Genomic DNA, 14,921 nt, shown 5'->3' with positions numbered 1-14,921 from the left:
TTTATTTCCTTCACTTCTACACCTAGATAAACCGCTAAAATATTTATTATTATTGATACTTTATCTAAACCTTCTACATTTTTCACATTTATGCCCCCCTTTAAACTTTCTATATTCTTCCCATAACAAATCTATAATATTCAAATTATAAAATCTTATATTTGTTAATAATTATAAAATATGCATAATTAGAACCTTTTAAAATTTTTATATAATTTTATAACATCATACATAGTAATCTTCTTAATAATTCAAACAAAAAAATCTTAGTAACTTTATTACTAAGATTTCAAAATTTAATTTGTCCTTACATTAACTGATAATTTAGTTGTTATCGGCGGCTGTCCAGCTAACTCCATTAAATACTTAGCTGTAACAACTCCTCCATCTTCATTTATATCTACATTTAAATCCTCTGTATGTATCTGTAAGTCAAGCGCTCCATAAGGAGTATTGTATAGAGATATTGATGTCTCACCCTTTTTAAAGTCCATCTTAGCGCTAACATTTCCTTCTCTTTCAAGAAGTAAAGAATCATCTATAACCGTTAGAGTTGTTGTCGTTCCACCCATACCAGAAAGCTCAGTTTCTTCATAAATCGCTTTAAATCCATCATCAGTTACAATGAATTCTCCAGGAGTTACTACTTCTATTACATCATCAGCATCTAAATCGTTATAGCTTTTTAAAGATATAATTGCACTCTTCTTCATATTACTCTCTTGGGACTATCGCACAAAAGTGATAATTATGCGAAAGCACCATCTCCCTTCATCATTTTATATATCATATAGTTTAATTATAATATAGAAATTAATCAAGGTTATTTTTTAAATAAAAAGTCAAATATTTTAAATTTAAAAATTATTTTTTCATCTTCATTCCCCTCTTTAATTTCCTTATTTTTTTCTTCTTTAATATTTTCATTAGGAAGCTCCTCTTCCGCATCTACTATTTGCTTCTTTATCTCACTAGAGTCAACAACTTCTTTAGTACCATCTACAAAGCATAAAGGAGGAAACATAACACACCACCAATTTGCACCCCTACCATCACCTATTATAATTCTATAGGCTTCATATTCACCTTGGGGGAAAACAACATCTCCATATACTTTATCCGGAAAATTTTCTTTAGATAAATCACTAACCACACCATATGAGTAATTATTTTCTTCTATAACATCTCTAGCTATATATTCCATTTTTTCTTTATTATTTAAAATTATTTCTCTAGATTCTTCTAAAGATGCGCTTTTTTCTAACTTTCCTGATATAAACTCTACAACTCTATCTCTTACTTTTAATTTCAAAGCTTGGTCATCATCACTATCACTATTTGCTATTACGTGAAATCTTATTATCTTATCTACAATTTCTTCATATATCAATTCTTCATTTTCATTATTATTAATACTTACATCTTGTCCATCTTTTAAATTGGTGCAACCATTTAAAAGGATTATTAAAATCATACTTAAAATTATTAATATCTTATTCTTCATAATAAAACCTCCCTACAACTTAATTGTTGCCAAAATATGGAGGTTTATTCATATTAATTAAATTGTTCTTGTAATAAATACATCATTATATTTATTTTTCATTTTTTCAAAACATTTTTGTGCTTTAAGCATATCATCAAAGAAAGCAAATACCGTAGGACCACTTCCACTCATCATGGATCCAACCGCTCCAAAACCTTTCATTTCTTCTTTAATATTAATAAGTACTTTATGTTTCTTTAAAGTTACATTTTCTAATAAGTTTTTCATATTATTACATACTAACTTTAAATCATCATCTTTAATAGCATTTATTAAAAGCTCCGTATTTGGATGGCTTCTTACCTTACTTAAGTTAAACTCTTGATAAACTCCCTTAGTAGAAACTCCAAAAGGCGGCTTAACTAAAACTAAAATTTTATCTTTAAAGCTATGTAACTCAGTAACATCTTCACCTATACCTTTGCATAAAGCTGTACCACCCTTTATACAATAAGGAACATCTGCCCCCAGCCTCAAACCTAGTTTCATAAGCTCTTCTTCAGAAGCATTAATATTAAATATTTTATTTAATATCTTTAAAACAGCAGCCCCATCAGTACTTCCTCCAGCAAGTCCTGCACAAACAGGTATATTTTTCTTTATATTTATTTCAACACCAGAATTAATATTATATTCTTCCATAAATAATTTTGCAGCTTTATAAGCTAAATTTCTTTCATCAGTAGGAACATATTGCTTATTGCATTTAATAACAATATTTGATTTTGTCTTTTCTATTTTAATCTCATCATATAAATCTATTGATTGCATTATCATCTCTAACAAATGATATCCATCTTCTCTTTTCCCAACTACATCTAAAGATATGTTAACCTTAGCATATGCTTTAATCTTCATAATTAAATTCCTTTCAAAAAACTTTTAAAATAAACTTCAGAGTATTCTCCGAAGTTTATTTTAATTATATATTTTTTTATTATTATAGTAAACTAAAACAGATTGTAGTTTAGTTAATAGCACCAAATTTATATTTCTCTATTAATTCTCTTTCCTTAATGTAGTCACTAATAACAGTTTTCAATATTTCAATTTTTTCAAAGAATATAATTATACTATCGCCAGACTTAGCCATTGCTAAAGCTTTTATTAAAGCATCCTCTTCTTTTAGTATTATTTCATATTTTTTATCCTTATTACAACTTAATATTCCACTTTCAATAAGCTTCGCTACTTCCCCTATATTTCTACCTCTTAAATCCTTATCTTCTTTTATTATTATATAATCAAGATATTTAGCTGAAATCTCACCTATTTCTTTAACCGAATTATCTACCCTATCTCCAGGTATTCCAACAACTCCATACACTTTACCATTGTTTATTTTTTTCAAAGAGGATAACACAGCATTATATCCATCAGAATTATGACCATAATCTAATATTACATTAACTCCATTAACATCATAACAGTTAAACCTTCCTGAATTCTTATCTGAGTTCAATAGATATGATGTAATGCCATTCTTAATCATACAATAATCTATTTTCATTCCAACTAAAGCTGCAGTTGCAGCCAATACATTCTCTACATTAAATTCAAGATTCCCATTTAAGGTAATTGGAATATCATCAATTTTACATAGTAAATATTTCTTCTCTTCATTCTCTATAATAATATTTTTATTTTTTATATAAACATATATATTATTTAGGTCTTTTTCTTCCATAACTTCATCTAAATTTTTAGTAGTAAAAAATATCTTTTTAGCTTTTATCCTATTTAAGATACTTTTACTCCAATGATCTTCAGCATTTATTACTACATAACCATCATCCTTCACTGCTTCACCTACTAAAGATTTAACATGGCAGAGATCTTCCATAGATTTAACTCCATCAATACCTAAATGATCCTCTCTAATATTAGTTATAACAGCTACATCCGCTAAGTCATATGCTAATCCATTCCTTATTAACCCACCTCTAGCAGTCTCTAAAACAGCAATATCAACATCAGGATTTAATAGAACTGTTCTTGCACTCTTAAATCCTGTATCATCACCTTTATCTATACATTCATCATCAACAAAAACTCCGCTACTACTTGTCATTCCTACACAGTAACCCATCTTTGATAATGTATGGCTAATAAGCCTTGTTGTTGTTGTTTTTCCATTAGTACCTGTTACCGAAATTACAGGTATATTCGACGGCTCATCATTATATATCATACTGACTATTTCTTTACCTAAATCTATTGATTTCCCCATACTTGGGTTTAAGTGCATTCTAAGTCCAGGTGCCGCATTAACTTCCATTACTATTCCATTATCTATTAGAGGTTTTGATATATCATTAGTACAAATATCTATACCACAAATATCCAAATCAAGAATCTTAGCAACTCTTATGCATATATCAATATTTTCATCACATATCTTATCTGTATAATCTACAGCTTCTCCCCCCGTAGATAAATTAGCATTCTTTCTTAAATATATTTTTTCCCCTTTTTCAAGAACATCCATTAAAGCTTTCCCTTGATCCTTTAATGAACCTAATACTTCTTCATCTAACTTCACCTTAGTTAACGGTTTTTCATGATCATCCCCTCTTAATGGATTATCATTTAAATTATCCATCAATTCTAATATATTATCCTTGCCATTACCTTCTACATAAGGTGGCTTTCTAAGAGCAACTGCAACTACTTTTTTATTAATCACACAAACTCTAAAATCCTTACCATTGTGATATTTCTCTATTATTAAATCCTTAAAATTTACTTTAAGCTTTCTATAAGCAGTTAATAGTTCCATCTCATTTTTTATATTAAGAACTACACCATTTCCCTTGTTACCATATTGAGGCTTTATAACAACTGGATATCCAATATCTTCAGCTTCTTTTAGTAAATTAATAATATTTCGTATTTTACTGCCTTCTGCCACAGGAATATTTTGAGATTTCAATAATTCCTTTGTAAGTAATTTGTCAGAGGCCATATCTACTGAAACACATTTTGTATTTGGGCTAATTGATGCTTCAATTATTTTTGCCCTTTTTCCATATCCTATTTGATGAAATTCCCCTCTTCCAAATTTAACAACTGGTAAACCTATAGATTTAGCATAATCACATATAGCCTTAGTACTAGGTCCAAGCATCTCTTCTTTTAGTACTTCTTTAAGCAAATCGAACCTATCATCATAATTAATAGGATTCTTATTTATTAATGAATTTATTATATCTATTGAAAACTTAGAGCATTCAATAGCAGTATTTTCATATTGATATTGAAAAATTATATAGTAATGATCATCTTTGATTTCTCTAGCTTTTCCAAAATGCACATCTATCCCAAGATTATTTTGTATTGCTATTATTATATGTTCACATATATGCGCTAAATAAGTACCCTCCTTAAGCCTTTTAACAAATCCTTCATCTTCATCTATACCACACCTATGCGTTCTAAGCTCAGGAATCATATTTACTAAGTTAAAATTAAAATCTTCAATATCTTTACTTGGTATTTCACAATACCCTTCTAAATCAACATCTAACCTGATGCAGGTCTTATGCGAATATATACTTTTTCCTTCAAAGACTTTAGTCTTCACTATTTTCATCTTTACTTTTATCCTCCTCAAAAGGTAACTTACTTAGAAGATTAAATTTATCTCCTTCTTTTAATACATGTAAATTGACATTAAACATACTTAATACCTCATCAGAATTTTGCTCTGACACGTTACTATAAGTTATATTTCTAGCATCTAAAATATAAACAGCTCCATTCCCCACTACTTGAGCATCTCCATTATCTCTAACTACTAAGGCAGTATCTTCATCTATACCAACTCCAACTACTTCTGGATTCTGAGCAATACCTGTAAGAAGCCTTCCAACTCTTCCTCTTTGAGCAAAATGTTGATCAATCATAACCCCTTCAACTAACCCAAGTCCAGGCGCCATTTTTAATGTACACTTTCTAGGAGACTCATCATCTTCCCCCTTAACAATCATAGTGTCGCTCATAACAGATGCACCTGCAGAAGTTCCAACAATAGTACAACCATTTAAACTTGCTTCTTTTATAGCATCATAAATATTGGTACCACCTAACAAACTAGTTATTCTTAGTTGATCACCTCCAGTAAAAAATATTAATCCAGCATCTCTAATAAGGTCTATATTTTTCTCTTCTTCAGAATCAGATCTTTCCTTAATATTTAATCCTTTTATATTTTTAACTCCTAAGCCTTCAAAAATCTTAGTATATTTTTTAAAAGCCTCTTCTGGATACTCTGTAGCTATAGTTGCTATTAATATTAAATCTCTATCTTTATTAATTGAATTACATACTTTTTTTAATATCTCTTTGTCTCCTTCTTTATCTTCAGCTCCTCCAATTATTATTAGATCTCCCTTGATTTTTTCCGACATATTTTCACCTCTTATCATGCATTTCTTATTTTATCCATACCAAGTAAATCTTATTCAAAGTTTATACCTATATAAATTGAAATAAAAAAAGAGCTGACTAATAGTCAGCTCTACTTCTTAAAACGTTGCTCTTCCAGGTATTATTAACTTATCTCCTGCTTTAACATTATTCGTATCTTCTAATTCATTTAATCTCTCTAGTTCACTAACAGTAGTCTTATATCTCTTAGCTAACTTCCAAAGGGTATCTCCATCACTTACAATGTAAATAATAATTGAAGCTTGTTTATCCTTAACTTCACTATTTCCCTTCATTACTTCTTTTATATAATCCTTGTTTACTCTATAATATGCCTTTAAAGATATATTGACATTAGCTTTAATGGATATTGCGTTACCTTCAACACTAGCATCAATATTTTCTAGGCTAGCCTTTGCAACAACCTTCATATCCTTTCTTAAACCTTTTACATCTACTACTGTAGAGAATGGAACATTATCAACTAAAATCCCATAATCCAATTCTTCACTTGCTAGCTTATAAAGTACATAAGTCTTTACTACTCCCTCTAACCTAACTCGTTCATCTTCTACAACCTTTTCTTTTATCATAGGTCTACCTGTAACAAAAATAACTTCTTCAACTCTATCTTCTCTATTTTTAAGTTCTAAAGTATCTTTTGCCATTACCTCGGAGTTAGCCATAGTATGAATTAATGCAAATTCTGTTTTTCCACTTTCTAGATCAATATTCATTGTAGGTGAATAGGCATCCTTTAATATTTCCACCTTTTCCTTTGAATAAATCTTTACTTTTCCTTTAACAATAAATTCAATTTCTACAACTCTACTTTCTCCAACATCATCTAAATTAACGCTGTATTGTTGATCATAAACTTTTAAATCCATGTCTGTGAACATTTCACCACTAATCCCAGGAATTTCTTCTTCCTTTGAAAGGTAAACATCATCTACTAAAGATTCTAGTTCTCTATTATTCTTACCCTTATAAAGTAATGAAATCCTACAATAACATCCTACATACACTTTGCCATCAACAACTTTAATTTCCTTTTTATGAAGATTCATATCGCATTTTAAAACTTCGTCTATCTCACTTCTGTCTATTGAAGCCTTCAATCTTGATTTACCTATTAAATCTAAATCTTTTTCACCTTTAAGTTTATTAATAGGCTCCTCTTCTTTTTGAACTTGTATATCTTCAGCCCCATCAATGTCCTTTACGTATTCGAATTCTCCATTTTTATAAATTCCCCATCTTAAAATTAGAATGCCGCTTATTCCAACTTTTCTTTCATTTAGCAAATCTGCTTCAATATGTTCTATGTCGCATTCAACATTGCATACTATATTATGTTCATCATTATTAAGCTCAATATAATTTGCAAATTTATCATTGAATATTACAGCATGCACCTTGTTGTATGGAGAATCTTCAACAGGCTCTTCTTTAGATACATAAAATACTATATATTCAATTTTTCCTTCCACCATAATTTTATCGCCAAGTACTTCCTTACTAGTAATAGTAGCTTTTACATCTGCACCTAACACATCTTTAATATCAGGATATTGTGAATCCCTTATTAAATGTTCTCCTTTTAAGACGTGATTTGTTTCTCCTTCTCTAAGTAATTCTTCATAATTAATGGTTTCTCTTATTACATCTATATCTGACATATAACCCCTCCCATAGGATACCTATTAATAAATATATTTCCAACTATATATATTTATTCATAGATTAGATTATTGTTTCAAAAATATAACAAATATTTTTCTTCAATTTATTTGCTACAATTAAAAAATGTAAAGGATTCTATCTATATATGTCGAATTAAAACAGATTTTTAACTGTTTTATTTAAATTTTTAAAATAAATTGTTGACACTTATTAAAATATGTCGTATTATAAATATGGTTATTGACCATATAACCTCTCATAAATTCTCAATACCCTTTTATACCATAGTTGAAAGATGGAAACCCACCATCTTTCTTTTTTTTTGCGCAAAAATATAATTTATTATTTTACGAAAAAATAGAGCTCTATTTTTTGAGCTCTATTCTTACATAGCAAAATATAGTTGCACCGTATTAGTTAACACATCAGAATAGCTATACGTTACTGTTCTAGGAATATCGTTATCTAATCTCACCACAAAAATGCTTGGATGTGCACTTTCAATTATTCCGTTGTTTACTAGGATCTTCTTTCTTCCACCGTTTGCCTTTAAAGTCACCTTTTCTCCTATATGGTTTTCAATATGTCTCTTTATAGACGCGATAGTCTTTACATTTTCCACATAAACACCTTCTTTCTTAATTATAATTATACACCCAAACCCACTTATTGTCAAGTAAAAATTATTATTTTACCACCTTTAAAAGAACTTGTCAATGTAAACTTTTACCTATTTTTATTCTTTTTTCTTCATTATTATTATCCCTTATTTAAAAATTTTTATTCACTTATTTTATTTCAATATTTATATATAAGGAGACCTCGGATATCCTTCTCTATACTTACCCCTAGTTTGTAATCCTCCGATACCCTTTATACCTGTAATAGTATTATCTATAACTTCAGTTATAGATACCACCTTATCAATTCTAGTATAAGCAATCTTTTCGCATACTAAGACTGGGTCTAAGCAATGTATCAATACCCTATTTGGGGAACTTGCAAAGTTAGCCCCAGCATCTAACATACATTCATAGCAGCTTTGACAAGCCCCAGCAAATATAACTAACTCATCATAACTTGAATTATAATTCCTTAAAGCTTTCACAGCCTCTATATAATATTTTGAATTCCTATAGTTTTCTAAGTTTAAAAAATCATTAGTAGTTCTAACAACACTATCATGACCTGTAAGAACTACTATATCTGGTTTTACTTCTTTTACTAAATCTACAATGACCTCTTGTTGTTTTTTCTCCGGTACAGCCTTTCCTACAGCTTCTAATGAGAGCTGTTTATACACCTTAAGACAAGTCTCCAAATAGTCGCTATCACCATCAATATGAAGTATCTTACCTGGTCTTCCAAATATCAACTCTTTATTACTTTGACTTTTGCTCTGCTTGCCCCTATATAGATTATTTAAGGGCTTCACAGTTCCACCTTCACCTCTCATAGATACAGCTTTCTTAATTGCAGCTTCTACTCTTCTATTTAATATTTTTTCCTTATCGCCTTCATATTCTTCATCTACTAACTCTAAATCTTCATCCCTAGAGTCTGCTATTATCCTTATGCTTATACCTTTCAATATATATATTTCCTTACCATCCTCTTCTTTTACATCGATTATTTTAAAAGTGATATCCTTATTGTAAGATTTTCTAACTACCAAATCTCCTATCTTCATGTTTACTCCACAAATAATTATTATGTACTATAATATGTCGAAATTTCTTTATTTGTACACTAAATTTATTCTTTTTAATTATCCTTAATTAATTGAAAAAAGACTGTTAAAAAACAGTCTTAAATTCATTAACAACTCTTTATTCCACCTGATACTCATTTTTGAATCCCTCTAAAAATTTTAACATATCCTCTTGTTCATTTATTATTGATTCAATCTTACTACCAAAGGTATTTTGACCCCAGTTCACTTCATTGTAATAATATCTATTAGCAAGTCTCCAATATCTTTGAGGAAATTGTAAATAAGCATATAATACCTTATATTCAATATCTAACAATGGTGAAACCTCATTATAAGAAGAAATAATAGCATTTGCAAAGTTAATATCCCAATTTACCCTCTTTAAAACCTTGATCATAAAATTTGATATATCAAATGTTCTAACTTCTCTTTTACAATAGTCAAAATCAATAACATGACACTTGTTTTCTTCATCTAAAATTATATTGTGATAAGTAAAATCATGATGACAAAAGCTCTTATCATTTTGAGCTATATCACACAACCTAATATACTCAGAGGATTCTAATGTCTTTAAAGCTTTTCTTCCTATATCCTTATAAAATTCCATTGATTTTAAATATAGCAGGTCAAATTCATTTTTATTACTCCTTTTCCTTACCATATCTCTCATCTTATCAAAAGACTTAATCCTTTTACTCATAAGATGGGTCCATCTACCTAAGTCACTTTTCAATTTAGAATTTTCAGGAGGATCGTATCCCTTAGACGCTTCATGTAACATTGCTAAAGTCCTTGCTGCTATTTTCACCTCATCTATGTTATGAAAATCACACTCTCTACCTTCTATCCATTCAGATAGTGTATAGAGATCCTCATTAACTAGGGCATATGGTTCCCCCTCTATATTTAAAAAGTACTTATCAACAGCATTAAATCCATTGTTAATTAAGTGCTCTTTTGCTCCATAAACAAATAATAGCTTTTGAGGTCCATAATTAATCTTTTTTAAACATTTTTCTCCCTTGTTCGTCTTTAAATGATAAACTCCTTTATTGGCTTTTAGAGTTTCAATTTTAATATCAAATTGTCTTTCTATTTCAAATTCTCTCATCATAACCATCACCCCCTTTATATTTATATGACTATATTTATTCTTTTATTAACATTTTATTCCTATCTTTAATATAATAAATTAAAAACAATGAGAAAGGATTAAATCATGAAGATAAGCATAGATGGCAGGGCTGCCAAATGGTATAGAGGAACTGGTATCGGCACTTATACTTACCAACTTATTAATAGTATAAGCAAAGTAGATAAGAATAATGACTACCTAGTTTTTTTACCTGAAAATTCAGCTCTAGATTTAAGTGATAATTTTAGTGTTGAATTAGTTGAGGCCACAGCTGAAATAAATTTTTGGGATGAGGTGAAAGTTCCTAATATTTTAAATGATAAAAATATAGATATTTACCATGTCCCACAAAACGGGGTTGGTCTAAATACTAATATAAATTGTCACAAAGCTATTACTTTGCATGATATAATCCCACTGAGAATGCCAGAAACTGTTAGTGATAGATATTTAAACATCTTTAACAATGAACTTCCTGACATCATTAATAATTCAGATGGAATATTAACAGTATCTGAGTTTTCAAAGCAAGATATAGCCAAAGAATTTAACTTCCCAAAAGATAAGATTTTCGTTACTCATCTTGCTGCAGAGGATATATATAAGCCACTAAATAAGTATCAGTGCAAAAAAATAATAGAAGAAGACTATAAAATTAAGGATGATTTTATACTTTACGTTGGTGGATTTAGTCCAAGAAAAAATATTTTAGGCTTAATCGAAGCCTTTTCTCTTTTATTAAACAACTTAAAAAAAAGCCTTAAGTTAGTTATTACAGGTAAGAAGGGAATATCTTATGAAGCCTATAAAAAAAGAGCTGTTGAATTACACATAGAAGATGATGTTATTTTTACAGACTTTATTCCTTTAGAGAAATTACCTATTTTTTATAATGCTGCTAAACTATTAGCATATCCATCATTTTATGAAGGCTTTGGTTTGCCACCTTTAGAAGCAATGGCTTGTGGTACACCAGTTATAGCCTCTAACATCACTTCTCTTCCTGAGATATGCAATGATTCTGCCCTATTAATAAATCCATACGATATAGAAGAGTTATCTAAATCCATAGAAACAGTTCTAATTGATAATGAACTTAGAAAAAGTATGATTGTTAAAGGCCTTATTCAAAGCGCCCATTATTCATGGAATAATACAGCCTTCTCTACTTTAAAATCTTATAATGAAATTATTAAATAATAAGAGCATCCCTTTTCTGGAGTTAATATCAAAATAGTATTTATAAAATACATGATATTAACTCCAACAATTTCAGAGAATGCTCTTTTTGCAAAGCAAAAAAATGAAAAATTAATAAAAAAACTCCTTCCGGAGTTTTAAATAAAGAGCGCTTCGCACTAATTTAGTTTTAAGTTTTTCCATGAAAAACTCCTTAATTCTTGAAATTCAGCTCGCCTGAATTTCTTCCTTTAGTCGGCCTACCTCAATAAAATTGTATTTGTCTTGGACTTTGTAACATATTATGCGTAGGTCGACTTGGAGCTTGCGACGGAGACTTAGCATAATATGTTACATAGTCCTACACAATTTAATAAAAATATTCATTCATGTCTATTATAAATTCTTCTATAAATCTTCTTCTATATTCTTCATTATTTATTTTATCATTTAACCTACTTAAAAATACTTCATAATCCCAATTCTTTTGTTTATAATAATAATCCCTTGATATAGTTATGAAATCTCTAGGATAACTTAAAATAGAGTAAATTAATTTTATTTCATCCTTATTTAATTTCTGAACTTCATTATAGGAATTAATTATTAATTTAAAGGTGTCTACATCATAATAACTATTTTTTATAACCTTTAATGCAAAGTTAGCTATATCAACAGATCTAGTGTCTATTTTGCAATAGTCAAAATCGATTATTCTTACCCCAACTCCATCAATAATAAAATTATGATGAGCTAAATCGTTATGACATAATACCCTTTTATTAAAATCTTCAAGAAGGCTATTATAATTACACATAGCCAGTAGCTCTATAGCTCTTTTTATTTCTTCAATAAATTTATCTACATTATCTAAAAATATATTATCAAATTCATTCTTATATCTAAACCTCATTATATAGTCCTTAATACTAATTAAGTCCTCCTTAGCATTATTAAAATAATTAGGTAGATAGTCACCTACATTCCCTTGAACTATATCAGAAGTCAACCTATTAAATATCCCCCTAGAAGCGTTATGCATATTAGCTAAGGCTTTTGTACAAAGCTCTATTTCAACTGGATTGCTAAATGCTGCTTCCCTTCCTTCTATCATATTTAAAACTACATACCTATTATCTAGTGATTCAAATACAATATCTCCTTTATCATTTTTATAGTAACTTAATATATCCTCATATCCTAAAGATAAGTATTCTAGGGCAGTATTAATGAAATTAATCCTATTTGAAGACGTATCTATTAGTTTTAATATTTTTTTACCTTTATTAGTTAACAAAATAAAAACCTTTCTTAATGGTATTATATCTTCTATTTCAAAATCTAATGTCTTTAAGAATTCCTCACTAAAATCATATTTGCATAATATATCTCTATCTATATATTTATACTTACTCAAATTGTAACCCTCCTACATCGTTAGACCATTACTATCATACTTTCTCGCCTTCTCAAGACTGTTAATAATCTTATCATCTCTCTCATTTAATTTACCTAAAATATACTTTTCTAATATCCTAAGTTCCTCACAAGGGTAAGAAGATAGTGCTCTCAAGTACTCCTTATTATCTTTATCTAATTCTAGTTTTTCAACATAATAATTAATAATATCCTCACAATTAATATCTTTTTCTCTTCTTTTTATTTTTTTTATATAAGAGTAAATATCATGTTCCTTTAGGTTATATGATAAATATCTTATGGTTTTAACTATTATCTTCCCATCTTCACTTACATATAAATTTTTTTCATCTACCCTAGATAAGCACACCTCATAATTCTTCATACTATCCTCTATAAGCTTTTTATAATTACAGGCATATAAATGATCTAAAGTTTTTCTTCCCTTATCTATTAAAGCTTCTGCCCTTCTTATAAAATAGAAATCAATAGTATTAAGCTCTTCTCTTTTTTCCACTTTCTTATAATAACTAGATATTAATCTTAACTGTGAATTAAAGCTATTTATCTCTTTACCTATTACCGATCCTATTCTAGGGTATAAATTCTCCTTATACTTTCCAATACATTTCTGAAATGAGATAATATTATCAATTTGATTTAGAATATTATCATCCTCCTTAGGCGCTATAAATTTTTCATTTAAAACATATATCCCTCTCTTCTCTAAGAAGGATACTAACCTAGCATTATCCATAACTTCACCTCTCATTAAAAAAGTCTTCCAAGAAATCTTCTCTTTCTTCCCTATCTCTTAGATACTTATTGAGTCTATTCATAAGAAATTCTTCACCCCAAGGTTGTTGCTCCCAGTAATATTGAAGCCCAATTTGCCAAAACCCCTGTGGAAACATAATGAATCCCTTCATCAGTCTAAATTCCTCTTTATTTAAATAGTGACATTCTGAATAATTATCTATAATATACTCTGCTCTCTTTCTATTCCACTTTCCATCCTTCATAGTCCTAATTAATAATGATGCTACATCATGTATATTAGAGTCTAAAATACAATAATCAAAATCTATAATATTTGCCTCTCCTTTGCTATTTATTAGAACATTATGATAGGCAAAATCATGATGACAAAAACCTCTTTTAAAGACCTTCTTTTCCATAACTCCAAAATAATTATTAGATAATAAGCTTTCTATAGCTTTTCTCCCTCTATTTATCTCTTTATCTATCTCTGCTAAATATATTTTATCAAAATCTGATTTATATGCCTTTTGATATATCCTTTTCCTAAAATCTAATATTTCTTCACACCTAGTTTCAAAGACTTTAATCCAAGAAAACCAAGCTATTCTAGGATTCATATTTTCATCTAAAGTAAATCCTTCACTACAATTATGTAGTTCTGCTAAGGTTCTAGATACAAGCCTTAAATCATCTATGTCATTATAGTTACTATTTCTTGCCTCTATCCATTTATTTAAATAAGCATAATTATTACCAATCCTAATATACCCTTCATTATCTTTTGTCTTTATTATCTCTGGAATCTTATTGAAACCCCTATTTATTAAGTGATTTATTGCAGAAAAAATAAAATAAAAATGAGGTTTTTGATATTTAATAACTTTAATACCATACTCCTCACCCTTAGTTGAAATCTTATAACTATTTTTAACTTTTTCTATACTTTCTATTTCTAAAAGATACTTATCTTGAATTTCATTTTTTATATATGAAATCTCCATTAAATTCTCCTTAAGATTTATTCTATTGCATTATATGATTTCTAATAT

The 14,921-nt window shown here is 28.7% G+C and carries 13 protein-coding genes; 1 reads left to right on the top strand and 12 read right to left on the bottom strand.

Annotated features, from left to right (window positions below; translation table 11 throughout):
• Positions 1–296: 296 nt before the first annotated feature.
• The 9 genes from E6248_RS06070 to E6248_RS06030 all read right to left on the bottom strand — a co-directional run bounded on the left by E6248_RS06070 (position 297) and on the right by E6248_RS06030 (position 10,491).
• Entirely contained in the window at positions 297–713 is a 417-nt protein-coding gene (locus tag E6248_RS06070; protein ID WP_316339920.1) for a DUF1934 domain-containing protein, read from the bottom strand.
• A gap of 110 nt (positions 714–823) precedes the next feature.
• A complete protein-coding gene (gene spoIIR / locus E6248_RS06065; RefSeq protein WP_316339919.1) occupies positions 824–1,504 on the bottom strand; it encodes a stage II sporulation protein R in 681 nt (226 codons plus the stop codon).
• 57 nt (positions 1,505–1,561) lie between these two features.
• The gene (gene ispE, locus E6248_RS06060) at positions 1,562–2,404 is read right to left on the bottom strand and encodes a 4-(cytidine 5'-diphospho)-2-C-methyl-D-erythritol kinase (RefSeq protein WP_316339918.1); all 843 of its coding nucleotides are present in this window, start codon (positions 2,402–2,404) and stop codon (positions 1,562–1,564) included.
• 109 nt (positions 2,405–2,513) lie between these two features.
• Complete coding sequence (gene cphA / locus E6248_RS06055) at positions 2,514–5,138, bottom strand: cyanophycin synthetase (protein ID WP_316339917.1); 2,625 nt, start codon at positions 5,136–5,138, stop codon at positions 2,514–2,516.
• A complete protein-coding gene (locus E6248_RS06050; protein WP_316339916.1) occupies positions 5,119–5,955 on the bottom strand; it encodes a cyanophycinase in 837 nt (278 codons plus the stop codon). The genes cphA and E6248_RS06050 overlap by 20 nt, the downstream gene beginning before the upstream one ends.
• A 117-nt stretch (positions 5,956–6,072) precedes the next feature.
• Entirely contained in the window at positions 6,073–7,656 is a 1,584-nt protein-coding gene (locus E6248_RS06045; RefSeq protein WP_316339915.1) for an SPOCS domain-containing protein, read from the bottom strand.
• 389 nt (positions 7,657–8,045) lie between these two features.
• Positions 8,046–8,282, bottom strand: coding sequence for a Veg family protein (locus E6248_RS06040; protein ID WP_136008004.1), 237 nt, complete (start codon positions 8,280–8,282; stop codon positions 8,046–8,048).
• A gap of 183 nt (positions 8,283–8,465) precedes the next feature.
• A complete protein-coding gene (gene yabG / locus E6248_RS06035; protein ID WP_316339914.1) occupies positions 8,466–9,350 on the bottom strand; it encodes a sporulation peptidase YabG in 885 nt (294 codons plus the stop codon).
• A 139-nt stretch (positions 9,351–9,489) separates the two neighbouring features.
• Positions 9,490–10,491 (bottom strand): CotS family spore coat protein, encoded by a 1,002-nt coding sequence (locus tag E6248_RS06030; protein ID WP_316339913.1) that lies wholly within the window; start codon positions 10,489–10,491, stop codon positions 9,490–9,492.
• Positions 10,492–10,596: 105 nt separating this feature from the next.
• On the opposite strand from E6248_RS06030, the gene E6248_RS06025 reads away from it, so the two are divergent.
• Entirely contained in the window at positions 10,597–11,712 is a 1,116-nt protein-coding gene (locus E6248_RS06025) for a glycosyltransferase family 1 protein (RefSeq protein ID WP_316339912.1), read from the top strand.
• Positions 11,713–12,061: 349 nt separating this feature from the next.
• Here the strand turns inward: E6248_RS06025 and E6248_RS06020 are convergent, their stop codons facing one another.
• The 3 genes from E6248_RS06020 to E6248_RS06010 are packed head-to-tail and all read right to left on the bottom strand — an operon-like array spanning position 12,062 to position 14,873.
• The gene (locus E6248_RS06020; protein WP_316339911.1) at positions 12,062–13,108 is read right to left on the bottom strand and encodes a CotS family spore coat protein; all 1,047 of its coding nucleotides are present in this window, start codon (positions 13,106–13,108) and stop codon (positions 12,062–12,064) included.
• Positions 13,109–13,120: 12 nt separating this feature from the next.
• Positions 13,121–13,867, bottom strand: a complete 747-nt coding sequence (locus E6248_RS06015) for a hypothetical protein (RefSeq protein WP_316339910.1) — start codon at positions 13,865–13,867, stop codon at positions 13,121–13,123.
• 4 nt (positions 13,868–13,871) lie between these two features.
• Positions 13,872–14,873: a CotS family spore coat protein gene (locus E6248_RS06010; protein WP_316339909.1), complete on the bottom strand. Its 1,002-nt coding sequence runs from the start codon at positions 14,871–14,873 to the stop codon at positions 13,872–13,874.
• Positions 14,874–14,921 lie beyond the last annotated feature (48 nt).

The organism is Clostridium sp., from assembly GCF_032552055.1.
GTDB lineage: Bacteria > Bacillota > Clostridia > Clostridiales > Clostridiaceae > Clostridium.
The sequence above is the reverse complement of the archived record's forward strand: the minus strand, read 5'-3'. Positions and strand labels throughout refer to the sequence as shown.

Coding starts and splice junctions, on each gene's coding strand:
- E6248_RS06070 (WP_316339920.1), bottom strand. CDS start 713: ATGAAGAAGAGTGCAATTATATCTTTAAAAAGCTATAACGATTTAGAT.
- spoIIR (WP_316339919.1), bottom strand. CDS start 1,504: ATGAAGAATAAGATATTAATAATTTTAAGTATGATTTTAATAATCCTT.
- ispE (WP_316339918.1), bottom strand. CDS start 2,404: ATGAAGATTAAAGCATATGCTAAGGTTAACATATCTTTAGATGTAGTT.
- cphA (WP_316339917.1), bottom strand. CDS start 5,138: ATGAAAATAGTGAAGACTAAAGTCTTTGAAGGAAAAAGTATATATTCG.
- E6248_RS06050 (WP_316339916.1), bottom strand. CDS start 5,955: ATGTCGGAAAAAATCAAGGGAGATCTAATAATAATTGGAGGAGCTGAA.
- E6248_RS06045 (WP_316339915.1), bottom strand. CDS start 7,656: ATGTCAGATATAGATGTAATAAGAGAAACCATTAATTATGAAGAATTA.
- yabG (WP_316339914.1), bottom strand. CDS start 9,350: ATGAAGATAGGAGATTTGGTAGTTAGAAAATCTTACAATAAGGATATC.
- E6248_RS06030 (WP_316339913.1), bottom strand. CDS start 10,491: ATGATGAGAGAATTTGAAATAGAAAGACAATTTGATATTAAAATTGAA.
- E6248_RS06025 (WP_316339912.1), top strand. CDS start 10,597: ATGAAGATAAGCATAGATGGCAGGGCTGCCAAATGGTATAGAGGAACT.
- E6248_RS06015 (WP_316339910.1), bottom strand. CDS start 13,867: ATGGATAATGCTAGGTTAGTATCCTTCTTAGAGAAGAGAGGGATATAT.
- E6248_RS06010 (WP_316339909.1), bottom strand. CDS start 14,873: ATGGAGATTTCATATATAAAAAATGAAATTCAAGATAAGTATCTTTTA.